Annotated in this window: 22 protein-coding genes and 1 pseudogene; 11 read left to right on the forward strand and 12 right to left on the reverse strand. The window is 70.9% G+C overall.

Annotated features, from left to right (window positions below; all coding sequences use genetic code 11):
• Nucleotides 1–83: 83 nt before the first annotated feature.
• Entirely contained in the window at nt 84–548 is a 465-nt protein-coding gene (locus MVG78_RS11905) for a hypothetical protein (RefSeq protein WP_247551724.1), read from the reverse strand.
• Between the two features lie 237 nt (nt 549–785).
• On the reverse strand, nt 786–1691 hold the full coding sequence (locus tag MVG78_RS11910) for an ROK family protein (protein ID WP_247551726.1): 906 nt from the start codon (nt 1689–1691) through the stop codon (nt 786–788).
• 214 nt (nt 1692–1905) lie between these two features.
• On the opposite strand from MVG78_RS11910, the gene MVG78_RS11915 reads away from it, so the two are divergent.
• From MVG78_RS11915 to MVG78_RS11940, 6 genes are all read left to right on the forward strand, one after another.
• Nucleotides 1906–2157, forward strand: coding sequence for a sulfurtransferase TusA family protein (locus MVG78_RS11915; protein ID WP_247551727.1), 252 nt, complete (start codon nt 1906–1908; stop codon nt 2155–2157).
• Nucleotides 2158–2213: 56 nt separating this feature from the next.
• A complete protein-coding gene (locus tag MVG78_RS11920) occupies nt 2214–3143 on the forward strand; it encodes a histone deacetylase family protein (protein ID WP_247551730.1) in 930 nt (309 codons plus the stop codon).
• 39 nt (nt 3144–3182) lie between these two features.
• Entirely contained in the window at nt 3183–3422 is a 240-nt protein-coding gene (locus MVG78_RS11925; protein WP_247551732.1) for an exodeoxyribonuclease VII small subunit, read from the forward strand.
• Nucleotides 3419–4330: a polyprenyl synthetase family protein gene (locus tag MVG78_RS11930; RefSeq protein ID WP_247551734.1), complete on the forward strand. Its 912-nt coding sequence runs from the start codon at nt 3419–3421 to the stop codon at nt 4328–4330. Before MVG78_RS11925 ends, MVG78_RS11930 begins: the two co-directional genes overlap by 4 nt.
• Before the next feature lie 25 nt (nt 4331–4355).
• On the forward strand, nt 4356–6287 hold the full coding sequence (gene dxs, locus MVG78_RS11935; RefSeq protein WP_247551737.1) for a 1-deoxy-D-xylulose-5-phosphate synthase: 1932 nt from the start codon (nt 4356–4358) through the stop codon (nt 6285–6287).
• Nucleotides 6288–6376: 89 nt separating this feature from the next.
• On the forward strand, nt 6377–7096 hold the full coding sequence (locus MVG78_RS11940) for a TlyA family RNA methyltransferase (protein ID WP_247560419.1): 720 nt from the start codon (nt 6377–6379) through the stop codon (nt 7094–7096).
• 54 nt (nt 7097–7150) lie between these two features.
• Here MVG78_RS11940 and MVG78_RS11945 read toward each other — a convergent pair whose 3' ends face one another.
• The 4 genes from MVG78_RS11945 to fabI form a co-directional block, all read right to left on the reverse strand.
• Complete coding sequence (locus tag MVG78_RS11945; protein WP_247551739.1) at nt 7151–7339, reverse strand: peptide chain release factor 1; 189 nt, start codon at nt 7337–7339, stop codon at nt 7151–7153.
• 252 nt (nt 7340–7591) lie between these two features.
• The gene (locus tag MVG78_RS11950) at nt 7592–8656 is read right to left on the reverse strand and encodes a hypothetical protein (protein WP_247551741.1); all 1065 of its coding nucleotides are present in this window, start codon (nt 8654–8656) and stop codon (nt 7592–7594) included.
• 79 nt (nt 8657–8735) lie between these two features.
• Nucleotides 8736–9842, reverse strand: coding sequence for a chorismate synthase (aroC, locus tag MVG78_RS11955; protein ID WP_247551743.1), 1107 nt, complete (start codon nt 9840–9842; stop codon nt 8736–8738).
• A 35-nt stretch (nt 9843–9877) separates the two neighbouring features.
• On the reverse strand, nt 9878–10720 hold the full coding sequence (gene fabI, locus MVG78_RS11960; RefSeq protein ID WP_247551745.1) for an enoyl-ACP reductase FabI: 843 nt from the start codon (nt 10718–10720) through the stop codon (nt 9878–9880).
• Nucleotides 10721–10822: 102 nt separating this feature from the next.
• Here fabI and pdxH point away from each other — a divergent pair, with 102 nt between their 5' ends.
• The 4 genes from pdxH to MVG78_RS11980 all read left to right on the forward strand — a co-directional run bounded on the left by pdxH (nt 10823) and on the right by MVG78_RS11980 (nt 13987).
• Nucleotides 10823–11437, forward strand: coding sequence for a pyridoxamine 5'-phosphate oxidase (gene pdxH, locus MVG78_RS11965; protein WP_247551747.1), 615 nt, complete (start codon nt 10823–10825; stop codon nt 11435–11437).
• A complete protein-coding gene (locus MVG78_RS11970; protein ID WP_247551749.1) occupies nt 11434–12186 on the forward strand; it encodes a phosphotransferase in 753 nt (250 codons plus the stop codon). Before pdxH ends, MVG78_RS11970 begins: the two co-directional genes overlap by 4 nt.
• Nucleotides 12111–12923: a P-loop nucleotide/nucleoside kinase family protein gene (locus MVG78_RS11975; protein ID WP_247551751.1), complete on the forward strand. Its 813-nt coding sequence runs from the start codon at nt 12111–12113 to the stop codon at nt 12921–12923. Before MVG78_RS11970 ends, MVG78_RS11975 begins: the two co-directional genes overlap by 76 nt.
• 188 nt (nt 12924–13111) lie before the next feature.
• On the forward strand, nt 13112–13987 hold the full coding sequence (locus tag MVG78_RS11980) for a universal stress protein (RefSeq protein WP_247551753.1): 876 nt from the start codon (nt 13112–13114) through the stop codon (nt 13985–13987).
• Between the two features lie 62 nt (nt 13988–14049).
• Here the strand turns inward: MVG78_RS11980 and MVG78_RS11985 are convergent, their stop codons facing one another.
• The 6 genes and pseudogenes from MVG78_RS11985 to MVG78_RS12005 all read right to left on the reverse strand — a co-directional run bounded on the left by MVG78_RS11985 (nt 14050) and on the right by MVG78_RS12005 (nt 21636).
• A complete protein-coding gene (locus MVG78_RS11985; protein ID WP_247551755.1) occupies nt 14050–15627 on the reverse strand; it encodes an ABC transporter substrate-binding protein in 1578 nt (525 codons plus the stop codon).
• Nucleotides 15628–15790: 163 nt separating this feature from the next.
• The gene (locus tag MVG78_RS11990; protein WP_247551757.1) at nt 15791–17230 is read right to left on the reverse strand and encodes a M20 family metallopeptidase; all 1440 of its coding nucleotides are present in this window, start codon (nt 17228–17230) and stop codon (nt 15791–15793) included.
• Nucleotides 17231–17348: 118 nt separating this feature from the next.
• A complete protein-coding gene (locus MVG78_RS21575) occupies nt 17349–17906 on the reverse strand; it encodes an NAD(P)-dependent oxidoreductase (RefSeq protein WP_282615069.1) in 558 nt (185 codons plus the stop codon).
• A pseudogene (locus MVG78_RS21750) lies at nt 17816–18511 on the reverse strand (NAD(P)-dependent oxidoreductase); the annotation flags it as partial. The gene MVG78_RS21575 and the pseudogene MVG78_RS21750, both read right to left, overlap by 91 nt.
• A complete protein-coding gene (locus MVG78_RS12000; protein ID WP_247551759.1) occupies nt 18399–19742 on the reverse strand; it encodes a sigma-54-dependent transcriptional regulator in 1344 nt (447 codons plus the stop codon). The pseudogene MVG78_RS21750 and the gene MVG78_RS12000, both read right to left, overlap by 113 nt.
• A 19-nt stretch (nt 19743–19761) precedes the next feature.
• Nucleotides 19762–21636 carry a sensor histidine kinase gene (locus MVG78_RS12005; RefSeq protein ID WP_247551761.1) on the reverse strand — a complete coding sequence of 625 codons (1875 nt, stop codon included), beginning with the start codon at nt 21634–21636 and terminating at the stop codon, nt 19762–19764.
• A 290-nt stretch (nt 21637–21926) separates the two neighbouring features.
• Between MVG78_RS12005 and MVG78_RS12010 the strand changes: the two genes are divergently transcribed.
• Entirely contained in the window at nt 21927–23264 is a 1338-nt protein-coding gene (locus tag MVG78_RS12010) for a dicarboxylate/amino acid:cation symporter (protein WP_247551763.1), read from the forward strand.
• Nucleotides 23265–23299: the final 35 nt, after the last annotated feature.

The following is a 23299-nucleotide window of genomic DNA, read 5'->3' on the forward strand; positions in this document are numbered from 1 at the left end:
GGGCACGAGAAAAGCCGCCACGACCCCGTGGCGGCTTTTCCGATGGCCCTGCCGGTGTGGCGGGGGCGCCCGGCTCCCGGAGGCTACTGAGCCAGGCGGAGCGAGCCGTCAGGCGCGCGTTCATAAACGCCGCCACCACCGAGATAGGCGCCGTTGTCGGCACTGTTCCGGGGCGTGCGGGCACGGTTGCGGAGATGCGCCGGCCCGGTGCCGGGGCCACCCTCCACGGCCGAGGAGCCCGCGCCGCTGACATCCCGCGGCGTCGCGCCCGGCGTGGCATAGGAGGTGCCGGTCCGATTCATCACCGGTGTGTTCACGCGGGAGGAACCGGCACTGCTGGTGTCACGGGGCGTCGAACCGAAGCCAGGGCGGCTCGTCGCCGGGTTGTTCATGATCGGCGTATCGACGCTGGAGGAGCCGGCGCCGCTGTTGTCGCGCGGCGTGGCACCCGGCATGGCCTGGGTGGTCGGCATCTGCTGGGCCGAGGCAATGCCCCCCGCCCCGAGGGCCAGAGCCAGGGTGCAGGCCGCGAACAAGTTCCTGTTCATTGTGAATCTCCTTGAGCGGACCCCATGAAGAAGTGATTCTCCCTGGATTCCAGGGGCCTTCTTCTCCTGGCTGGGTCTCGCCGGCTTAACGGAGACTTTGCGGCCAAGTTGCGGTCACGTCTTCGCGCCGCGGGATGAACAGAAAACCTGTTCGAGGACTTGGGCAGGCAAGTTTCCATCGCGGACGAAGGCGCCAGGCCGTGCCGCCCCGTCCATGCCCTCCCGGCCCGGCCTTCCTCAGCCGTGATCCCAGAGCCGGGCGGCGCCGAAGACGCCCGAACTGTCGCCGTGCTTCGCCTGCACGATGTTGATCCGCCGCAGATCCCCGAAGATCCAGGGTTCCATCAGGCGCGGCACCTCGCGGTAGCAGTGCTCCAGGTTCGAGACGCCGCCGCCGAGCACGATCACGTCCGGGTCCAGGATGTTGGTCAGGTTGGCCAGGGCGCGGGCCAGGCGGTCGGCATGGCGCTCCAGCCCGGCGCGGGCGATGAGGTCGCCAGCCGCGGCCTGCTCGCCGATCGCGGAGGCATCGCGATGGCCGGGGCCATAGGTATCGGCGGCGAGGCCGGGGCCGGAAAGATAGGTCTCCAGGCAGTTCGGGTTGCCGCACCAGCAATGGGTGCCCGGCATCTCCTCGGCCCGCATCCAGGGCAGGGGAGTATGCCCCCACTCGCCGGCGATGCGGTTCGGGCCGTTCAGCGGATAGCCGTTGACCACGATCCCCGCGCCGCAGCCGGTGCCCAGGATCACCGCGAACACCACCGGATAGCCACGGCCCGCCCCATCGGCGGCCTCGCTCATCGCCAGGCAGTTCGCGTCGTTCATGACGCGCACCTCGCGGCCGATCGCGCTGGCCAGATCGATGTCGAGCGGGTGCCCGTTCATCTCCTGCGTGTTGGCGTTCCGCACCAGCCCGGTATGGGGGCTGATGCTGCCCGGAATGCCGACGCCGATAGTCGGCGCCCCGTCGGTGCTGCGGAGTTCGGCCTGCGCCTCCGCCACCAGGGCGGCGATGTTGTTCACGATGTCGTCATAAGCGCGGGGTGTCGGCCGGCGCCGGCGCAGGCGCACGCGGCCATCCTCGTCCAGGGCGACGATCTCCGTCTTCGTGCCACCCAGATCCACGCCAAGCTTGATGCGCATGATCAGCCTCGTTCTCCTGGCCCGGAGGCTGCGGCAAGACAGGAAGGCGGGCAAGCGGCGCCGGGCGGGGGGCGTGACGCGGGGCACGGAGCGGGGCAGAGAGATGTGTCATGGGGGCCGCCGCCGGACACAGTCCGGTGACTGGCTCGGCCGGAAGGGGCTGGTGGTTCCGCCGTGCTGGACAGGCTGGCGCTGGAATGATGGAATTGCGACGATGAGCGAGACGGTGCTCGATGTGAAGGGGCTGAGCTGCCCTCTGCCAGTGCTGAAGGCGAACAAGGCCCTTCGATCCCTGCCTGCCGGGGCGCGGCTGACGGTGCTGGCCACGGACCCGGCCAGCGTCAAGGATTTCCAGGCCTATGCCCGGGAGACCGGCCATGCGCTTGTCAGCTTCAGCGAGGGGGCCGGCCTGTACCGCGTCACGCTGCGCAAACGGAAGGACACGGTCGCGCCAGAGGCCGACTGACCCGGCGGGAGGGGGCCGGCTGAAAAAGGGCCGGGGGCAGGGGGACAAGAAAGAAAGTGGATCTTCTGTTGCTGACGCACCGGGCTTGCCTGGGCCATGACATGGGCTTCGAGGCCATGGAACGCCCGGCGCGGCTGCGTGTGGTGCTGGAGGCGCTGGAGGCGCAGTACTTTTCGATGCTGGCGCGGGAGGAGGCGCCCCGGGCGACCCGCGAGCAGTTGATGCGCGTCCATCCGGCCAGCTATGTCGACACCATCCTGGCGACCCGGCCGGAGGGGGACGAGCATGTGGTGATCGACGGCGACACGGCCATGGGCGCGGGCAGCGCCGAGGCCGCGCTGCGCGCCGCCGGGGCCGGCATCGCCGCCGTGGATGCGGTGATGCGCGGCGAGTTCGCCAGGGCCTTCTGCGCCGTACGCCCACCCGGCCACCATGCCGAGCCCACGCGGGCCATGGGCTTCTGCCTCTTCTCGAACATCGCCGTCGCGGCCCGCCATGCCCAGGAGGTGCACGGCGCTGGGCGGGTGGCGATCCTGGATTTCGATGTGCATCACGGCAACGGCACCCAGGCGGTGTTCGAGCGCGATCCCAGCGTCTTCTTCGCCTCCTCCCACCAGATGCCGCTCTATCCCGGCACCGGCGCCGCGCAGGAGCGCGGCATGGGCAACATCCTCAACGCCCCGCTGCCGCCGGGCGCCAAGGGCGAGGAATTCCGCGCCGCCTGGTCGGAGCTGATCCTGCCGGCGGTGGAACGCTTCTCCCCCGGCCTGATCCTGGTCTCGGCCGGCTTCGACGCCCATGCCCGCGACCCGCTCGCCCATCTCCGCCTGACGGAAGCGGATTTCGCCTGGGTGACCGGCGAAATTTGCGCGGTTGCAAGGCGGGTCTGCGGTGGGCGGGTGGTATCCATGCTCGAAGGCGGCTACGACCTGGACGCGCTGGCCCGCTCCGTGGCCGCGCATGTGCGGGCCCTGATGGATGCCTGAGGCATGCAGTCCGGGGACCGGTTTCTGGAAACGAGGTTCATGAACGATACGTCGCCCGCCGTGGAGACGCTTTCCTTCGAGGAGGCGCTGCGTGAGCTCGAGGAGATCGTCCGCAGCCTGGAGCGCGGCGATGCTTCCCTGGAGACGGCGATCGCCAGCTATACCCGCGGCACCGCCCTGCGGGCCCATTGCGAGCGGAAGCTGAACGAGGCCGAGCAGCGCGTGCAGGCGATCGTGCCCGGCCCCGGTGGGCCTTCGCTGCGGGAGATCGAGGAATGAGCGGCCAAACCATGACCGCGTCCCTGTCCACGGCACTCACCGCCGCCCAGGGGGAGATCGAGCAGGCGCTGGACATCCTGCTGCCGCGGGAGGAAGGGCGCGAGGCGCCGCTCTTCGCGGCGATGCGCTATGCCGCGATGGGCGGCGGCAAGCGGATGCGGGGCTTCCTGGTCCTGGAAGGCGCCCGGCAGTTCAACGTGGCCCGCGCCTCCGCGCTGCGCGTCGCCGCGGCGATCGAGATGCTGCACGCCTATTCGCTGGTGCATGACGACCTGCCGGCGATGGACGATGACGACCTGCGCCGCGGCAAGCCCACCGTCCACAAGCAGTGGGACGAGGCCACGGCCATCCTGGTCGGCGACGCCCTGCAGACCCAGGCCTTCGCCGTGCTGGCGGCCCCCGACACGCATCCCGACCCGGCGGTGCGGGCGGATCTCTGCCTGCACCTGGCCCTGGCGTCCGGCGCGCGCGGCATGGTGGGCGGGCAGATGCTCGACATCCTGGCCGAGACCGCCACGGAGCCGATGACCCAGGCCGAGATCGGGCGCCTGCAACTCCTCAAGACCGGCAAGCTGATCGAGTTCTCGGCCGAGGCCGGGGCGATCCTGGGCAAGGCACCCGCCGCCCAGCGCATGGCGCTCTGCTCCTACGGACACGATGTCGGCGCCGCCTTCCAGATCGCGGACGACCTGCTGGATGCCACCGCCACGGCGGAGGAAACGGGCAAGGCCACCGGCAAGGATGCCGGGGCGGGCAAGGCGACCCTGGTCAGCCTGCTCGGCCTCGAACGCGCCCAGGTCCAGGCCGAGCGCCTCGTGGCCCAGGCGAGGCAGCATCTCGACAGCTTCGGGGAGAAGGCGGATCTGTTGCGCCAGCTCGCCGACTACGCGATCCAGCGTAGGAACTGATACCATTCACGCGGCCGGAGGACCCATGTCACGACCCAGCACGCCGCTGCTCGACCGCGTCCGCATCCCGGCGGACATGCGCAATCTCTCGGCCGAACAGCTCCGTCAGCTCGCAAACGAGCTGCGGGCGGAGACCATCGACGCGGTGAGCGGAACCGGGGGGCATCTCGGCGCCTCCCTGGGGGTGATCGAGCTGACGGTGGCCATCCATGCCGTCTTCGACACGCCGGCCGACCGGCTGATCTGGGATGTCGGCCACCAGGCCTATCCTCACAAGATTCTGACCGGACGCCGTGACCGTATCCGCACCCTGCGGCAGCCGGGGGGCCTGTCCGGCTTCACCCGGCGGTCGGAGAGCGAGTACGACCCCTTCGGCGCGGCGCATTCCTCGACCTCGATCTCCGCCGGCCTCGGCATGGCGGTGGCGCGGGACCTGAAGGGCGACACGCGCAACGTCATCGCCGTGATCGGCGACGGCGCGATGAGCGCCGGCATGGCCTACGAGGCCATGAACAATGCCGGCGCCATGAAGTCCCGCCTGATCGTGGTGCTGAACGACAACGACATGTCGATCGCGCCGCCGGTGGGGGCGCTCTCGGCCTATCTGTCGCGCACCATCTCCTCGCGCCCCTTCCTCTCCATCCGGGACGTGATGGGCAAGCTGGCGAAGCGCTTCCCGGCGCCGCTGGCCCGCGCCGCGGAACGGGCGGACGAATACGCGCGCGGGCTGCTGACCGGCGGCACGCTCTTCGAGGAGCTGGGCTTCTACTATGTCGGCCCGATCGACGGCCACGACCTCGACGCGCTGCTGCCGGTGCTGCGGAACCTGCGCGACGCGGATGAGGGGCAGCCGGTCCTGCTGCATGTGGTGACCAAGAAAGGCAAGGGCTACGCCCCGGCGGAATCCTCGCCCGACAAGTACCATGGCGTGCAGAAGTTCAACGTCATCACGGGGGAGCAGCAGAAGGCTCCGCCGGGTCCGCCGGCCTATACCAAGGTCTTCGCCAACGCGCTGATCGCCGAGGCGGAGCGGGACGACCGGATCGTGGCGGTCACCGCCGCCATGCCCTCCGGCACCGGCCTCGACCTCTTCGGCAAGCGCTTCCCCCGCCGCACCTTCGACGTGGGCATCGCCGAGCAGCACGGCGTCACCTTCGCCGCCGGCATGGCGACGGAGGGCATGAAGCCCTTCTGCGTGATCTACTCGACCTTCCTGCAACGCGCCTACGACCAGGTGATGCACGACGTGGCGCTGCAGAACCTGCCGGTGCGCTTCGCCATGGACCGGGCCGGGCTGGTGGGGGCGGATGGCGCCACCCATGCGGGGTCCTTCGACATCGCCTATCTCGGCTGCCTGCCGAACATGGTGCTGATGGCCCCGGCCGATGAGGCGGAGCTGATGCACATGACCGCCACGGCGGCCGCCCATGACGCCGGGCCGATCGCCTTCCGCTATCCGCGCGGGGAGGGGACGGGGCTGGTCGCGCTGCCGCAGCGGGGGGAGGTCCTGCCCATCGGCAAGGGCCGCATCCTGCGAGAAGGGACGGCCGTCGCACTGCTCTCCTACGGCACGCGGCTCGCGGAATGCCTGAAGGCGGCGGACGAGCTGGCGGCGCAGGGGCTTTCCTGCACCGTGGCCGATGCGCGCTTCGCCAAGCCGCTCGACACGGCGCTGGTGGAGCAGCTCGCGCGCCACCACGGCGTGCTGGTGACGATCGAGGAAGGCTCGGTCGGCGGCTTCGGCAGCTTCGTGGCGCAGCATCTCGCCTGGAAGGGGCTGCTGGATGGCGGATTGCGCTTCCGGCCGATGGTACTGCCCGACCGCTACATCGATCACAACAACCCGCGGAAGCAGTATGACGAGGCCGCGCTGAACGCCGCCCATGTGGTGGCGACGGTCCAGGCGGCGCTGGGCTCCGGTGCGGGGGGCGCGGCACTGGCGCCCGCCCGGGCGTGAAGGCGGATCGGAAGGCGGAGCCCGGGGCGGATGCCCCGCGCGCCCCTTCCGGCCCCCCCACGGGGGGGAAGGTCCGCGCCGATCAGGCCCTGGTGGACCGTGGCCTGGCCGAAAGCCGCACCCGTGCCCAGGCGCTGATCCTGGCCGGCAAGGTCTTTTCCGGCGAGGCGCGGGTGGACAAGCCGGGGCAGCCGGTGAAGCCGGACATGCCGCTCCAGGTGCGGGGGCAGGAGCATCCCTGGGTCTCGCGGGGCGGCGTCAAGCTGGCCCATGCCCTGGGGCATTTCGGCCTGACGCCCGACGGGCGCACCTGCATCGATGTCGGCGCCTCCACCGGCGGCTTCACCGACGTGCTCCTGAAGCACGGGGCGACGAAGGTCTATGCCGTGGATGTCGGCCACGGCCAGCTCGCCTGGAGCCTGCGCCAGGACCCGCGTGTGGTGGTGATGGAGCGGACCAACGCCCGCTACCTCGACACCACCCATGTCCCGGAGCCTCTGGATGCGGTGGTCTGCGACGCCTCCTTCATCGGGCTGCGCACCGTCCTGCCGGCGGCGCTCGGCCTCGCGGCGCCGGGCGCCTGGGCTGCCGCGCTGATCAAGCCGCAGTTCGAGGCGGGGCCGGATGCCGTGGGCAAGGGCGGCGTGGTGCGCGACCCGAACGTGCATCGCAGGGTCTGCGGCATGATCCGGGACTGGTGGGCGGGGCTGGAGGGCTGGTCGGTCCTCGGGGTGACGGAAAGTCCGATCACGGGCCCCGAAGGGAACAAGGAATTCCTGATCGCCGCCCGGCGGAACGGGAAGTCCTGACACCGTCCGCCATCGTGGGGCATCCAGGTGGGGAAGGGCGCTGCCTTCCGCGTATCAGGCGGGGGTACCGGCGGAAATGGCTGGGGTGGCGGTCATGGCGTGGCCGCCACTGCCTGCGGAAGTCACCTGGGCACGGAGCTGGGCAAGAAGATTCCAGACGCGATCCGGATCCATTTTGATCTCGGGATCGTTAATGAGACGATCCAACTCCTCGAGTGCGTTCTCGAGCTCGCTATCGGTCATCCGACCTTCCCCGAATTTTGCACTGCAACAGGCCAAGAATGCCCCTCGGGGCAACGGCCTGCAACAATAACATTCATAAAGTCTCAAGGTTTTCCGGATCAGGGCGCGCCGGAGATCAACCGCACGATTCAACCGATGGTAGCAAAGCCGGATTCCGGCCCTGCGGGTGGGAGGGATGGCGGAAGCGCAACTCGCCGCAGGGAGTCGAGTCGGGCGGCGCCATGCCGAACATCTCCATCCGGGAGGCGCAGCTCACCGTGACCACATGGCGCGCCAGGGGGTGGTGAGGAAGCGGCGGACCGCCCCCTCCAGCTCCAGGCTTTCGCGCAGGCTGCGCCATTCCGTCCGGTTCAGATCCTCCAGGAACATGGCGATGATCCCGGGGCGTGTGCCGCTGAACCGGGAAGCGGCCAGGGCGGCACGGCGGCAGACCGCGGCGGCGATGCCGTTCTCCCGCCCGGAACGCGCGGCGAGCACGAGGATGCTGTCGCCGCCGGGGTTCCCGGCCATGGCCAGATGCGTGTCGGGGCCGAACTGGGCCCGCAGCGCCGCCGGCAGCCCGGCCTGCGCCCCGGCGATCAACAGCGGGTCAAGCTTCAGTACCGCCGCCTGATCGGCATCATGCCGCTTGCGGGAGGACAGGAGGGCTGTGATCCGGCGATGCAGCTCGGCGACATGCTCCGGCTCCTGGATGCCGTCCGGCAGCGTCACCTTGAGCACGTAGCGGCCCGGATGCGCCGAGAGCCAGGTGTGCAGGTCGGGATTCACCCGGTCCACCAGGGTGCACCAGCCGCTGTGGTGCAGGGGGCGCCCCTCATCGGCCAGGGCCGTCTCGCAGACGATCTCCGCCTCGGCCTCGTCCCGCCGGATCAGCAGGTCGTGCGGGGTGCCGTCGATCAGCCCGGCGTGATGCACGGTGAAGCCGCGCGAGCGTTGCAGGCTCGCCACCCGCAGCATGTGGAACAGGGGGATGAGGTTGGCCTGTCCGGTCAGCCCGGCGGCCAGCAGGTGGCGCAGCCGGTCGCGCGGCTCCGGCGGCAGAGTGGCGGCCAGTTCCACCGCCTCCCGCGCGAAATCCAGCGCCCGCGCCTCGGTGGCCTCGCTGCCCGGCCGGCCCAGGCTGGCCTGGGCCTCGCCGCCGAAGATGCGGGCCAAAGCGAGTTCGAGGGCATGGCGCTGTTGCAGGGCACGGGCGCTGAAGGAACGGCGGCGGGCGGCCTCGCTGATGTCGGAGAGGCGCTGCAGCCAGGCCTCCTCGCCGGCGAGATCGAGAAAGGCGTCCTTGATGGCGTGATGAGACCCTGCCGCATACGCCATACGGACCAACCCTCCGAAACCGTGCCGCCGCTAAATCCCGAGTTTCGGGATCGGTCAATCAAACGTCTTCGTGAGGCATTCAGTTGCGCGGCAGGCGGGCGCGGCTGGGGGCATCCGGGTTCTGCGCGCGGTGGCGCAGCAGGTGGTCGGCCAGCACGCAGGCCACCATGGCCTCGCCCACCGGCACGGCGCGGATGCCGACACAGGGGTCGTGGCGGCCCTTGGTGACCAGCTCCACATCCTGGCCGAAACGGTCCACTGCCCGGCGCGGCTGCAGGATGGAGGATGTGGGCTTCACCGCGAAACGGGCCACGACGGGCTGCCCGGTGGAGATGCCGCCCAGGATGCCGCCGGCATGGTTGGCGGAGAAGAGCACCTCGCCCTCCGCGCCCATGCGCATCTCGTCCGCGTTCTCCTCGCCGGACAGGGCGGCCGCGGCGAAGCCCTCGCCGATCTCGACGCCCTTCACCGCGTTGATGCTCATCAGCGCGGCGGCGAGGTCGGAATCGAGCTTGCCGTAGAGCGGCGCGCCCAGGCCGGGCGGCACGCCCTCCGCCACCACCTCGATGACGGCGCCGATGCTGCTGCCCGCCTTGCGGATCGCCATCAGCCGCTCCTCCCACCGCGCGGCGGCGGAGGCGTCAGGGCAGAAGAGGGCGTTGCGCTCCACCTCGGCCCAGCTCCAGGAGGAACGGTCCACCCTGTCGCTGCCCAGTGCCACCATGGCGCCCCGGATGCGGATCTCCGGCCCCAGCACCTTGCGCGCCACCGCCCCGGCCGCGACCCGCATCGCGGTCTCCCGCGCCGAGGACCGGCCGCCGCCGCGATAATCGCGCACCCCGTATTTCAGGTGGTAAGCGAGGTCGGCATGGCCCGGGCGGAAGCGGTCGGCGATCTCCCCATAGTCGCGGGAACGCTGGTCCTGGTTGGCGATCTCCAGCGCGATCGGGGTGCCGGTGGTCAGGCCCTCGAAGGTGCCGGACAGGATGCGGACCTCGTCCGGCTCCTGCCGCTGGGTCACGAGCTTCGACTGGCCGGGGCGGCGCTTGTCGAGATAGGGCTGGATATCCGCCTCGGTGAGCGGGAGGCCGGGCGGGCAGCCATCCACGACGCAGCCGATGGCGGGGCCGTGGCTCTCCCCCCAGGTGGTCACGCGGAACAGGTGGCCGAAGCTGTTATGCGACATGGGGGAGGGGGCCTGGGCTTCGGGGGGAGGGGCGCTCAGCCCTTCTCCACCGTGATGTCGGGGGCGTCGGGATTCTTCATGCCGACGGTGTGATAGCCGCAATCCACGTGGTGGACCTCGCCGGTCACGCCGGTCGAGAGGCCGGACAGGAAGTAGAGGCCGGAATTGCCCACTTCCTCCAGCCCGACATTGCGGCGCATCGGCGCGTTGTACTGGTTCCACTTCAGGATGTAGCGGAAGTCGCCGATGCCGGAGGCGGCGAGCGTCTTGATCGGCCCGGCGCTGATCGCGTTCACCCGGATGCCGCGGTCGCCCAGGTCGGCGGCCATGTAGCGCACCGAGGCCTCCAGCGCCGCCTTGGCCACGCCCATGACGTTGTAGTGAGGCATCACCCGCTCGGCGCCCAGATAGGTGAGCGTCAGCAGCGAGCCGCCATCGTTCATCATCGCGGCCGCGTGCTTCGCGACGGAGACGAAGGAGAAGCAGGAGATGTCCATCGCCTGCAGGAAGGCCTCGCGCGGCGTGTCGAGATAGCGCCCGCGGAGGTACTCCTTGTTGGCGAAGCCGATGGCATGGACCAAAAAGTCCAGCTTGCCCCAGCGCTCCCCGAGTGTCTGGAACACCGCCTCCACCGAGGCGTCATCGGTCACGTCGCAGGGCATCACCAGCTCGCTGCCGACGCTGGTGGCCAGGGGGCGGACGCGCTTCTCCAGCGCCTCCCCCTGATAGGTGAAGGCCAGTTCGCCGCCCTGGGCCGCCACCGAGCGGGCGATGGCCCAGGCGATGGATCGGTCGTTGGCGACACCCATGACGAGGCCGCGCTTGCCCGCCATCAGGTTGCCCGTCGGAATCTTGTGTTCTTGCGCGCTGTCGGTCATGCGGTGTGGTCCCGAGGCACCGGTCATGCGACCGGCCGTGATGTTGCGGCGGGGCCGGAGGGGTGGCACATGCCTTCCGACCCGGCAAGAGGGGAAGGGATCATGAACGCCACCCTGGACGCCAATACGGACTTCACCCGGAGCACCGATCCGGTCGCGCTCTTCAGCGAATGGATGCGCGCGGCCGAGGCCAGCGAGCCGAACGACCCGAACGCCATGTGCCTCGCCACGGTGGGGGCGGATGGCCGCCCCGCCGCCCGGATCGTGCTGCTGAAAAGCGTGGATGCGGGGGGATTCATGTTCCACTCGCACTACACGGGCCGGAAGGGGCGGGAACTCGAGGCCCATCCCTGGGCAGCCCTCTGCTTCCACTGGAAGACGCTGCACCGGCAGGTGCGCGTGGAGGGCCGCGTCGAGCGCGCCACCCCGGCGGAATCCGACGCCTACTATGCCTCCCGCGCCCGGATCTCACGCCTCGGCGCCTGGGCCTCGCGCCAGTCGGAGCCGCTGGCCGACCGGGCCGAGCTGGAGGCGCGGCTGCGGGAGGTGGAGCAGCGCTTCCCCGGCGAGGATGTGCCGCGCCCCGGGCACTGGGGCGGCTTCCGCCTGGTGCCCGACCGCATCGAGTTCTGGCAGGACGCACCCTATCGCCTGCATGACCGGGTGCTCTTCACCCGGGACGGCGAGGGCTGGGGACGCCAGCGCCTCTACCCGTGAGCCTTCCGGAGACGCAGCGCGAGACGGGCGCCCTGCTGGCGCGCCTGACCGGGGCGTCCGCGCCGCTGGAAACCCATATCTCCGCCATCTATGTCGGCGTGGACCGCACGCTGAAGCTGAAGAAGGCGGTGGCGCTGAGCTTCCTCGACTTCACCACCCTGGCGGCGCGGGAACGCTTCTGCCGGCGGGAACTGGAGATCAACGCCCCGGCCGCGCCCGGCATCTACCGCGCCGTCCATCCCGTGATCCGCGGCGCCGATGGGTCGCTCCACCTGGATGGAGAAGGAGAGGTGGTGGACTGGGTGCTGGAGATGGCGACCCTGCCCGCCGACGGCTTCCTGAACCTGATCGCGGCGCGCCACGGCGTGGACGGCGCGCTGGCGGACGCACTGGGCGACACGGTGGCGGCGCTGCACGCCGCGCAGCCCGTGGTCGAGGGGCTGGATTCGGAGGCGGAGATGCAGCGCGTCCTCGCGGGCGCCATCGAATCCTGCCGCCTGGCCAGCCTGCCGATGCCGGAGGTGGAGCGGCTGGCCGCCGATCTCGGGGCGGGTTTCGCGGCGCGGCGGGGGCTGCTCAATGCCCGCGCCGCCGCCGGTTATGTGCGGCGCTGCCATGGCGACCTGCATCTCGGCAACCTCGTGCTCTGGCCCAGCGGGCCCTGGGAAGGCCCGTGGCCTTCGACGCGCTGGAATTCGACGAGGCGCTGGCCACGGTGGACACGGGCTACGACCTCGCCTTCCTGCTGATGGACCTGGACCGGCGCGCCGACCGGACGGCCGCCAACCGGACCCTCTCCCGCTATCTCGGCCGCACCGGGGATACCGGGCTGCTCGGCGGGCTGGCGCCCTGGCTCGCCTTGCGCGCCATGGTCCGCTCCTATTGCGAGGTCCTGGCCGGCACGGACGGGATGCCCTACCTCCGCGCGGCGCAGCGCTATCTGGAACCCGTCCCGCCCGTCCTGCTGGCCGTCGGCGGGCTGCCGGGCACCGGCAAGACCTGGCTGGCCCGTGCCCTGGCGCCGGGGATCGGCGTGGCCCCCGGCGCGCTGGTGCTGCGCAGCGATGAGATCCGCAAGCGCCTCGCCGGAGTGGAGCCGGAAACCCGCCTGCCGCCCGAAGCCTATACCCCGGCGCGCAAGGCGGAGACCTATGCCGCCTTCCTGCGGGAGGCGCGCGAGGCCCTGTCCGGCCGCCATTCGGTGATCGCCGACGCCACCTTCCTCGACCCGGCGCAGCGCGCGGGAATCGAGGCCGTGGCGCGGGAAGCCGGCTGCCCCTTCCTGGGCCTCTGGCTGGAGGCGCCGGTCGAGGTGCTACGGAGCCGGATCGCCGGGCGGCGCCACGATGCCTCGGACGCCGACCTCGCCGTGCTGGAGGCCAGCGCGCGCCTCGATCCCGGCTCGCTCACCTGGGAAAGGGTGCGGGCGGATGGCGATCCGGTCGCGGCGGCCAGGACCCTTCTGGAGCGGCCGCGGCCCTTCTGAGCGACTGCCCTGAGCGACTGCCGGTTGCATCCACGCCCCGCTTCGTGATGGCATCCCGCTCGCGCGACTTGCCCCGCCGCCTCCGCGGCGGGACAATCCGGGCCGAGGCCCACCCTCCGGTCAGCGCGGCGCTTCGGGGAGGAACCCTGGACCCGCCGCGTGGCACCGGGCCTATAGGAAGCAGTTCCATGGCTTACCGCCGAATCCTTCTCCCCCTGACCGGTACGGCCGCCGGAGAAGCCGCCCTCCAGACGGCGCTGATGATGGCGCGGATCTGGCACAGCCACGTCCATTGCCTGCATGTCCGCGTCGATGCGCGCGACGTCGCGCCGCTGGCCGGGGAGGGGCTCTCCGGGGCGATGATCGAGGAGATGATGGCCGCCACCGAGCGCGAGAGCGGCGACCGCGCCCATCGCGTGCGCGCCCTCTTCGACCGCTTCGTGGCGAGCAAGGACGTCCAGATCGCCACCAACGCCGCCACCGCCAACAAGGCGAACGCGGCCACCCTGTCCTTCGAGAGCGTGGCGGGGCGGGAGGAGGACCTCGTCGCCCAGCAGTCGCGCCTCTACGACCTGGCGGTCGTGCCGCATCCGGAGGCGGGCGAGGACGTCTCCTCCTCCGACGCGCTGCATGCCGTGCTCTTCGACAGCGGCCGGCCCGTGCTGATCGCGCCGCGCCTGCCGCCCGAGACCATCGGCACGCGGGTCTGCTGCGCCTGGAACGGCACGGCGGAAAGCGCCGCCGCCATCGCCGCCGCGCTGCCCTGGCTGCACCATGCCTCGGCGGTGCAGGTCCTCTATGCCACCGGCTACCAGCGCCGCGGGCCGTCGGTGGACGGGATCCTCTCCTATCTCCGCTGGCACGGCATCGAGGCCGAGGCCAAGGAGTTCCAGCCGGTGAGCAAGGATATCGGCGCCGGGCTCCTGTCCGCCGCCAAGGATTTCGGCTCCGACCTGCTCTGCATGGGCGCCTACAGCCATTCCCGGCTGCGGCAGCTCATCCTGGGCGGCGTGACGCGGCATGTGCTGGAGCACGCGGACATCCCTGTCCTGATGTGCCGCTGAGGCTTCGCGGGGAGGCGCCATGCCTCCCCGCCGTCCTGTCAGTCCGCGCCTCAGTCCCCCCGTCAGTCCGCTGGGCGCACGTCTTGGGCCCGCGTGTACTCGTCCGCGCGGGCATCGATGGTCAGCCCGTGGCGCAGCGCCCAGGCGTTCTTCTGGATGTGGATCGGGATCAGCCCCGTATCCGCCATCGCCATCCGCGTCGCCTCCTGCAGGATCGCCTCCCGCTTCGCGTCGTCGAGCGTGCGCATGGCCTCGTTCAGCTTCGTGTCGAAGGCGGGGTTCGAATAGTGCCCGCGGTTCGAGGCGCCCGTGCCCAGCTCCTTGTCCTGCGTCGCCAGCAGGGCGCGCAGCATGGTGGAGGCCTCGCCGCTGGTGGCCGCGAGGCCCATCAGGTGGACGCTGGTGTCGCCACGGCTGGCGCGGGCGATGAAGGCGGTGAAGGGCTGCGCATCGACCTGGGTGCGCACGCCGATGCGCGTCCACATCTGCCCGACCGCCTGGATGATCCGCGCATCGTTCATGTAGCGGTCGTTGGGGCCGTGGATGGTGATGCGGAAGCCCTGCGGATAGCCCGCCTCGGCCAGCAGCTTCTTCGCCGCCTCCGGATCGGCCTTTGGCGCCGGCAGGTCGGGCACATAGCCGGTGGTGCCTTCCGCCATCACCTGCCCGGTGGGGACGGTCGCATCCTCCATCACCCGTGACGCGATGGCCTGGCGGTCGATGGCGATCGACAGCGCCTTGCGCACCCGCGCGTCGCGCAGCGGGTTGCGGCCCAGCTTCTGCCCGTCCGGCCCGGTGACGAAGGGCGAGTCGCCCTCGTTGCCCTGGTCCATCGCGAGATAGATCAGGCGCAGCCCGACGGTTTCCGCGACCGTGATCCGCTTGTCGCCGCGCAGCCGCTTCAGGTCGCTGGTCGGCACCTGGTCGATCACGTCCACATCGCCCGCCAGCAGCGCCGCGGTGCGCGCGGCATCGCTGGTGATCATGCGGTAATGCACCTTGGACCAGTGCGGCCTGTCGCCCCAGTAGGCGTCGTTGCGCTCCAGCTCGATCCGGTCGCCGCTGCGGTAGGAGACGAGGCGGAAGGGGCCGGTGCCGATCGCCGCCTTGCCGCTGTTGAAGTCCTCGGTCGTCACGCCCTCATGGGTCTCGCGGTCGAGCATCATGACGTTGACGAGGTCGGTCGGCAGCAGCGGATAGGGGGTTTCCGTGTGGAAGCGCACGGTCAGCGGATCGACGATCTCGACGCGCTGGATGGCCCGGACATACTGCGCGAAGGAGGAAGGCGAGTTCGGCACCGTCGGCACGCGCGCGATGGTGAAGGCCACGTCCTCCGCCGTGAAGTCCCGCCCGTTGTGGAACTTCACGCCGGGGCGCAGCTTGAACTCCCAGGTCGTGTCGTCCACCGGGCGCCAGGACAAGGCGAGGCCCGGCTGCGGCCGCACATTGGCATCCGTGGCGACCAGCGTGCCGAAGACCATCCCGGCCACGGCCGAATTGGGCGTGAGGTTGTGGTAGTGCGGGTCCATAGAGGTGACCTGCGCGCCCACGCCCATGGTCAGCTCCTGCGCGCGCCCCTCCGCCGTGGCGAGGGTGAGCGAGAGCGCGGCGATCCCGCCGAGAAGTGCGCGTTTCAGCATGCTGGTCTCCATCCGTGTGTGTGGCCTGTATCGGCTCTGGGCCCCGTTGCGTGTTCATTCCCGGCCAAAGGCGGCAATGGGAACGGGGCGGCGAATCAGGCAGGCATCCGGCGGCCTGCCTGACAGGTCCATGATTGACGCCGCGTGAACGGCGTGGCGCGTTTCAGCCGCGCTGCTGGCGCAGCGGCGGCGGCAGCACCTCGCCCGGGATCGGGCAGGCATAGGGCCGGCCACCGGTGCGCTCGCGCAGCTCCGCCTTGGCGCGGGCGAGCAGCTCCGGGTCGCGGAAGGCATCCAGCGCCGTGGCCGCCATCGCCTTGGCCGCCTGCACCATGCCCTTGTGCGCATGCGGGCTCTTGCCCTGCGCCACGGCCTGCCAGGTGTGGAAGGGCGTGCCGACCGCCCAGGTGGCGCCCCAGCACTGCACGACCGGCACGATCTGGCTGACATCGCCGACATCGGTGGAGCCGTTGCCGGCACGGGAATGCCCGTCGAAGGGCAGCACGCCCTCGTGCAGCGGCTGCGCGCCCACTTCCTCCGGCGCGCCGACGGCGGCGATGCTGTCGGCGATGTCCTCCTCGCTCAGCGAACGGCGCAGATCGGCGGCGAAGCGGCGGTCCGCCTCGTCGAAGCACGGCGGGCCGAGGCGGAGCAGGTTCTCGTGCATCCGCATCTCCAGCGCCGTGTTCGGGATGGTGTCGGAGCAGGCCTTGTCGATCTCCATGCTCATGCGCGTGCCGGTCATGATCGCGGCGCCCTCGGCACAGGCCTTCACCCGGTCGAACAGTGCCCGCGCCTCCTTCACGCGCGGGCCGCGGATCAGGTAGAGCACCTCGGCCTCCGCCTGCACCACGTTGGGCGAGACGCCGCCGCTGTTGGTAATGGCGTAGTGGACGCGGCAGTCCAGCGGCATGTGCTCGCGCAGATAGTTCACGCCGACATTCATCAGCTCCACCGCATCGAGCGCCGAGCGGCCCAGCCAGGGCGAGCCCGCCGCGTGCGAGGCACGGCCATGGAAGCGGAAATAGACCTGGAAATTGGCCAGCGAGCGGGAGGACATCACGCTGCTGACCACGCCCGGATGCCAGGAAACGGCGGCGTCGAGGTCGTCGAAGGCCCCCTCGCGCGCCATGAAGGTCTTGCCGGAGCCACCTTCCTCACCCGGGCAGCCATAATAGCGAACCGTGCCGGACAGGTCGTTCGCCGCCAGCGCGTCGCGCGCCGCCACGGCGGCCAGCATGGCTCCGGCGCCGAGCAGGTTGTGGCCGCAGCCATGGCCCGTGGCGCCAGGGGTGACGGGCTTCGGCTCGGCCACCCCGGCCTCCTGGCTCAGCCCGGCCAGGGCGTCGAACTCGCCCAGGAAGCCCACCACAGGGCCGCCGGACCCGGCCTCGGCCATGAAGGCGGTCGGGATGCCGCCGACATTGCGGGTGATGCGGAAGCCCTCCGCCTCCAGCAGGGCGATCTGCTCCTCGACCGACTGATGCTCCTGGAAGCGCAGCTCGGCATGGCCCCAGATCCGGTCGGCCACGGCGGTGAAGGCGGGGCTCTTGGCCTCGACCTCGGCGGAAAGCCGGTCGAGGGAGATCGGATCGTTGCGCATGCGCTCTCCTCAGGTCTCGCCGGTCCGGGGCCGGCATCGGAAATTTGGGACGGGCTGTAGCATTTCCGCCTCTGGAAGTCCGCTGGCGGGGAGGAATTTTCCACCCCCGGCCGCCCGATCAGCCGGAAACCGGCGTCAGCACCGGCCGGCCGGAAAAATGGGCCTGCAGGTTGTCGATCACCAGCCGTATCGTCGCCTGGACCGCCTCGGGCGACCGGCCCGCGATATGCGGGGTCAGGATCACGTTCTCCAGGCGGGTCAGCCGGGCGGGGATGTCGTCCGGCTCGCCTTCCACCACGTCGAGGCCCGCCCCGGCGATGCGCCCTTGCTCCAGCGCCTCGATCAGCACCTGGGTGTCCACCACGCTGCCGCGGGCGATGTTGACCAGGAAGCCCCCCGGCCCGAGGGCCTGGAGCACCGCCGCATCCACGAGATGGCGCGTTTCCGGCCCGCCCGGCGTGGCAACCACCAGGAAGTCGCACCAGGCCGCCAGGGCGGCGAGGCCGGGCTCATGCCGGAAGGGGAGCCCTCGCGCGGCCTGCGGCTGTGATAGGCGACCTCCATGCCGAAGCCGCCGGCGGCACGCTCGGCGATGCGCTGCCCGATATGGCCCAGGCCGAGCAGGCCCAGCCGCTTGCCGCTGACCCCCGGGCGAAGCTGCCGCGACGCCACCCATTCCCCGCGCCGCGCCGCAGCATCCGCCTGGACCACCCCGCGCACGCTGGCCAGGAGGAGCATCATGGCATGGTCCGCGACGGCCACGTCGTTGGTGCCCGCGCCATTGGTGACGGTGATGCCCCGCGCCGAGGCGGCGGCGAGGTCGATCTTCTCATGGCCGGCGCCCAGCGCGCAGATGATCTCCAGCGCGGGCAGGGCGGCGATCTGCGCGGCGGAAAAGCCCGTGGAGCCGTTGGTCAGCACGGCGCGGATTTCCGCGGCGCGCGCTTCGGATGGCTGGGTCCGGCTGGCGGGGAGGGGCTCGAAGCCTGCCTCCCGCAGTCGCGCCTGGTTCTCGGGCGCCATGTCGATGGCAAGCAGGAGGGGAATGGTCAAGGGCGGCTCCGCAGATCGAGGGCGTGTCCCGGCGCGGGCCATCCTAGGCCGCTCCGGCGCGGCGCGGCATGACGTCTCTGGCATGCGCTCCCCGGCATGGCGCCCTTTGGCGCGCCTATTCCCGCAGCCGGTAGGCGCGCTGGTCGATGTCGTGGCGGCGCAGCTTGTCGTAGAAGGTCTTCCGCGGGATGCCGAGCGCCTCGATCGTGGCGCGCACGTCCCCGTCATGCTCCCGCAGCGCGTCGCGGATCACCATGGCCTCATAGGCATCCACCCGTTCCGGCAGGCTCGCCCGCGCCTCGCCGGGCGGGCCAGCCTCTTCCGACAGGCCCAGTTCCGACAGGCCCAGCGCCACGCGCTCGGCATGGTGGGTCAGCTCCCGCACATTGCCGGGCCAGTCATGCTCCATCAGGTGGCGTCGCAGGGCCGGCGTGACCTCCGGCACCGGGCGCCCGAAGCGTTCCGCCGCGCGGCGCAGGAAATGCGCGAAGAGCAGGGGGATGTCGTCCCGCCGCTGCCGCAGGGCGGGGAGATGCACCGTCACCACATGCAGGCGGTAGTAGAGATCCTCGCGGAACTCGCCGCGCCGGGACAGGTCCAGCAGGTTCGTCTTGGTGGCCGCCACCACCCGCAGGTCCAGCCGGCGGACCTCGTTGGTGCCGAGGGGGGTGATCTCCCGCGTTTCCAGCACCCGCAGCAGCTTGACCTGGAGGGCCAGCGGCATGGCCTCGATCTCGTCGAGGAAGAGCGTGCCGCCATCGGCATGCTCGATGCGCCCGACGCGGCGCTTCTGGGCGCCGGTGAAGGCGCCGGGCTCATGGCCGAAGAGTTCGCTCTCGATCACCGTCTCCGGCAGGGCGCCGCAGTTCAGCGCCACGAAGGGCCGCGCGGCGCGGCGGCTCATGCGGTGCAGCGCATTGGCCACCACGTCCTTGCCGGTGCCGGTCTCGCCCTCGATCAGCACATCCACCCGGGCATCGGCGATCTGCCGCAGCACCTTGCGCAGCCGTACCATCTCCGGCGTGTTGCCGAGCAGCGGGATGTCCGCCTCGGCCGCCGCCACCGCCTGTGCGAGGCGGCGGTTCTCCAGCACCAGCCGCCGCTTCTCCAGCGCATGGCGCACCGCGCCCATCAGCTCCTCGGCCGGATAGGGCTTGGCCAGGAAGTGGTAGGCCCCCTCCCGGATCGCGGCCACCGCCATGGCGATGTCGCCATGGCCCGTGATCAGGATCACCGGCAGGTCCGGGTCCATCTGCCGCAGGCGGCGGAACAGCTCGGTGCCGTCCATGCCCGGCATGCGCAGGTCGGTGACGACGACGCCCGGGAAATCCTCGCCGATCGCCGACAGCGCCTCCTCCGCCGAGGCGAAGCCCCGGGCCTCCAGCCCCGCCAGGGCGGCGCTCTGCAGGTTGGCCTCGCGCAGGAAGGGGTCGTCATCCACGAAGGCGAGGTCGGTCAAGCGGCTTGCTCCAGGGTGATCACGAAGAGGCTGCCCTCCGGGTCGGCCTCCGGGTCGGGAGGGGCTCCGCCTCCAGCGTCCCGCCGAAATCGCTCACGATGTCCCGGCAGATCACGAGGCCCAGCCCCAGCCCCTCCGATTTCGTGGTGGTGAAGGGCATGAACAAGGAGCGCCGGACCTCCGGCGCCAGGCCCGGCCCGTTATCCGAGACGGCGATGCGGATGCGGGGCGGAACATGGCCCGGCTCCAGCCGCGCCATCACCCCGATCCGTCCGCTTGGCCGCCCCTCCGGTCCCCCCTCCGATCCCCCCTCTGGCCGCCCGGCCAGGGCCTCCACCGCATTCTGGATGAGGTTCACCAGCACCTGCTCCAGCCGCACCCGCTCGGCCCGCACCGCCAGCCCCTCCGGCACATCCACCGTCACCGTGATGGCATCCTGGCGCAGCCGGTAGCCGAGCAGGAGCAGCGCCCCCGCCACGGCCTCCGCCACCGGAACGGCCTCCAGTTCCCCGCCCGCGCGCCGGGCGAAGCCGCGCAGCCCCCCGGTGATGGCGCCGATCCGCTCGGTCAGGCCGGCGATGGTGCCCAGGCCCCGGCTGGCCGAGGCGGCGTCGCCCCGTTCCAGGAACAGCCGGGCATTGTCGGCGAAGGAGCGGATCGCCGCCACCGGCTGGTTGATCTCATGCGCCACGCTGGCGGTGATCTGTCCCAGGATGGCGAGCTTGTTGGCCTGCACCAGATCGTCGCGCAGCCGGTGGATGGCGGCCTCGGCTCGCTGCCGTTCCTCGCCCTCCGCCCGCAGGCTGGCATTGGCGCGCTCCAGCTCGGCGGTGCGGAGGCGGACCTCGGCCTCCAGCTCCTCCCGCTGCCGCCGCTGGCGCGCCATGTCCAGGCCCAGGCGGCGGCGGCGGCGCAGCGTCAACCCGGCGAGAAGCAGCGCCAGCAGCCCCGCCAGCAGGGTCAGAAGCCGCGCCGCGGCGGTGGCCAGCTCCACGGGCACGCGGGTCGGCGTCAGGAGATGCAGCGTCCAGTCCATGCTGGGGACGGGGACGCGGGTGAGGAGGAAACTCTCCGTCGCCGCGCCGGGCAGGCGCAGGCGGATGGGGACCTCCGGGGTGGCGGCAGGCAGCGGCAGCGGCTCCAGCGGCGCGTCACCGAACTGGAGGCTCTCGCGGATGCGCCGGCGCTCCTCCTCCGAAAGCGGCACGAGGGCGCGGAAGCGCCAGGCCGGCTCGCTGGCGACCAGCACGATGCCCGCCCGGTCCGTGACCAGCACGGGCTGGTTCAGCGGCCGCCAGCCTTCCTCCACACGGTCGAACAGCGTCTTCACCACGATCACGCCCAGCGCCCGGGGGCCGGCCTCACCGGGGGAAGGCGGCGCGTCGATCCGGCGGGCGAGGTAGAGGCCGGGCTGGCGGCTGGCCGTGCCCAGGGCGAAGTGCTCGGCCGAGCCCCGTTCCATGGACAGCCGGGCATAGGGGCGGAAGCTGTAGTCGTTGCCGACGAAGCTGTCCTCCTGGCGCCAGTTGCTGGCGGCCTGGGTCACGCCCCGCGCGTCGAGCACATAGATCACCCCGGCCCCGGTGCTCCGGCTGAGCGCTTCCAGCTTGACGTCCAGCGCGTGCAGCAGGACGGGATCGCGGGTTTCCAGGGCGCGGCGCAGGTCCGGATCGCTGGCCAGCACCACCGGCAGGCTGCGCTGCTTGTCGATCTCGCTGCGCAGCAGCGCCACGCGCAGCTCCGCCTCGGCCCGGGCACTGGTCCGCAGGTCGGACAGGGCGATGCGCGTGGCGAGGCTATCGGCCGCCCGGTCCAGCAGGAGAAGCAGCAGCAGCGGCAGCAGCAGCCACGCGGTCCGGCGCCAGCGGGAGCGCGGCCGGGCGGGCCGGTGCACCGGAGCGTCCGGGGCGGGGAGGGGCCCGGTCATCCGGCGAGGGGATGTGCGGAAAACCGCACTATCGGGTCCGGCACTGTGTGGCGATCCGCATCCCTCGTCCACCGATACTGCAATGCAGCATGAAATATCTTATAGAAGATGAAGGGGTTAGCTTTTCCCTCCCGTCCTCCGCCCCGCTGGCACGGGCCTTGCCTTTTGCCCCGCGAACGCCGGGCTCCGGCGTGACGTCGGAAACCGGAACGCCGCATCCCGCAGAAGCGGCGGCGCAGCACAGGGGCGAGCATCCAATGGCCATCATCCAACCCACCGCCGTGGCCGTGCCACGCAAGCCGAAGAAGCTCTACCAGCAGCTCTACGTGCAGGTGCTCTTCGCGATCACCGTCGGCAGCCTGCTCGGCCATTTCTACCCGTCCTTCGCCCAGGAGATGAAGCCGCTGGGCGATGCCTTCATCAAGCTGGTGAAGATGATCATCGCTCCCGTGATCTTCCTGACCGTGGTGACCGGCATCGCCGGCATGCGCGACATGGGCAAGGTCGGGCGCGTCGCCGGCAAGGCGATGCTCTACTTCATCACCTTCTCCACCCTGGCGCTGATCATCGGCATGATCGTGGCCAATGTGGTCCGGCCGGGCGCGGGGCTGAACATCGACCCGGCCTCGCTCGATCCCAAGGCCGTGGCCGGCTACGCCGCCAAGGCGCATGAGAGCACCATCACCGGCTTCCTGATGAACATCATCCCGAGCACGCCGGTCAGCGCCTTCGAATCCGGCGACATCCTGCAGGTGCTGTTCTTCTCCGTGCTGCTCGGCATCGCCCTTTCCCTGGTGGGGGAGAAGGCCGACCCGCTGATGAACGTGCTGAACTCGCTCTCCGCGGGCGTCTTCCGGCTGGTGGCGATCCTGATGAAGGCCGCCCCGGTCGGTGCCTTCGGCGCCATGGCCTTCACCATCGGCCGCTACGGCATCGGCTCCATCGCCAACCTGGCGATGCTGATCGCCACCTTCTACCTGACCTCGGTGCTCTTCGTGCTGGTCGTGCTGGGCGCGGTGGCGAAGTACAACGGCTTCTCCATCCTGGCGCTGATCCGCTACATCAAGGAGGAGCTGCTGCTGGTCCTGGGCACCTCCTCCTCCGAGGCGGCGCTGCCCGCCCTGATGGAGAAGATGGAGAAGGCCGGCTGCGCCAAGTCCGTGGTCGGGCTGGTGGTGCCGACGGGCTATTCCTTCAACCTCGACGGCACGAACATCTACATGACCATGGCGGCGCTGTTCATCGCGCAGGCCGTGGGGATCGACCTCAGCATCTGGGACCAGATCCTGCTGCTGCTGGTGGCCATGCTGTCCTCCAAGGGCGCGGCGGGCATCACCGGCGCGGGCTTCATCACCCTGGCGGCGACGCTCTCCGTGGTGCCCTCCGTGCCGGTGGCCGGCATGGCGCTGATCCTGGGCATCGACCGCTTCATGTCCGAATGCCGCGCGCTGACCAACTTCATCGGCAACGCGGTGGCCACGGTGGTGGTGGCCCGCTGGGAGGGTGAGCTGGACCGCGAGAAGCTGAACGCCGCCCTGTCCGGCCAGGCCGAGGAGAAGGTGGTCCTCGCCGTCCCGCTTCCGGCCGCCGAGTAGCCGCCGGGCCGATCCGGCTTCCGGAACACGGGAAC

It is taken from the genome of Roseomonas gilardii subsp. gilardii (assembly GCF_023078375.1).
Lineage (GTDB): Bacteria > Pseudomonadota > Alphaproteobacteria > Acetobacterales > Acetobacteraceae > Roseomonas > Roseomonas gilardii.